This is a genomic window from Streptomyces sp. NPDC031274 (genome assembly GCF_055570235.1).
In genome coordinates, this window is sequence record NZ_JBVIHP010000443.1 from 1 (window position 1) to 1,074 (window position 1,074).

General features: G+C 68.5%; 1 protein-coding gene and 1 pseudogene. Both read left to right on the forward strand.

Annotated features, from left to right (window positions below; translation table 11 throughout):
- Positions 1-42: 42 nt before the first annotated feature.
- Positions 43-495: a MarR family winged helix-turn-helix transcriptional regulator gene (locus ACZ5CR_RS47040; protein WP_468870209.1), complete on the forward strand. Its 453-nt coding sequence runs from the start codon at positions 43-45 to the stop codon at positions 493-495.
- 358 nt (positions 496-853) lie between these two features.
- Positions 854-1,074 (forward strand): annotated as a pseudogene (locus ACZ5CR_RS47045) (IS5/IS1182 family transposase); the annotation flags it as partial.

Below are 1,074 nucleotides of genomic sequence, written 5' to 3' on the forward strand. Positions count from 1 at the left end.
AAGTCTCTTCTCTGAGGAAGAGATTAGGGAGTGGAGGAATCCTTGTCAACGCCGTCGATGCGCCCCGATGCGGGTGAGATCTACCGCCAGTACCTCAGCGCGGTGCTGCTGCACAGCCACGCGAGCGCCCACGCGTGCAAGCTCGGCGCCACCGATCTGTACGCGCTGAACATCCTTCATCTGGCGGGCGCGATGACCCCGGGCGAACTGGCCTCGCGCACCGGCCTGACGACCGGACCGACCACCCGCCTGATCGACCGCCTGGAGCAGGCGGGCTACGTACGCCGCGCGCCCGACCCCGGCGACCGGCGCAAGGTGACTGTGGAACCGGTCGGCGAACCCGCGGACCTCGACCGCGTCATGGCCCCTGCCCACCAGAAGATCGGCCAGATCCTCGGCAGCTATACGCCGGAGCAACTCGACGTCCTTTTCGACTACTTCACCCGCGCAGCAGAGGCGTACCAGGAAGCCGCCGAGCAGTTGCGCGAACAGTGAGCCGCGCCACCGTGAAGTGGCTGTTCAGGGCCCTGGCATGAGGTGGTCCCAGGTTCTGGTGCTGGTCGTGGATGGCAGCCTGCGGTACAGGTCGTCTGGCAGGGGTGGGTCTGTGGATTTCCGTCCGTTGTCGTGGGCGTCGGGCCGGGCGGTGCGGCGCGTCCCGGACCGCGGGTTGGGGGTGGCTGACTCCGCGCTGCCGGCGGAGTATCAGCGCAACCTGACCGCTGTGCGGCAGGCCAGCGGGCCGGTCGCGACCCGGCAGATCGGCGAAGTACTGGGCCGTAACTGAGGAGCCCCCGGCGGCTGTTGGAATTGTGTGACGAAAACCAAAGAGCACACCGGGGACCCTGCCTCCTTGGTCTACCAGTGCCGCCTGCCCCTGGCCACGCGCACCCTGAACCACCTAGCCGACCTGCTGCGACGCCATCTGAGGGCCATACGGTCGAGGTGGCGGGCGCTGCCGCCCGGGAGGATCGCGGTGATCGTCCTGGCCGTACTCCGGCACGACCTGCGCCTGGCAGACATGGCCGGCGGCAACGACATCTCCGCCACCACCGTGCGTCGCTGGCGCGACGA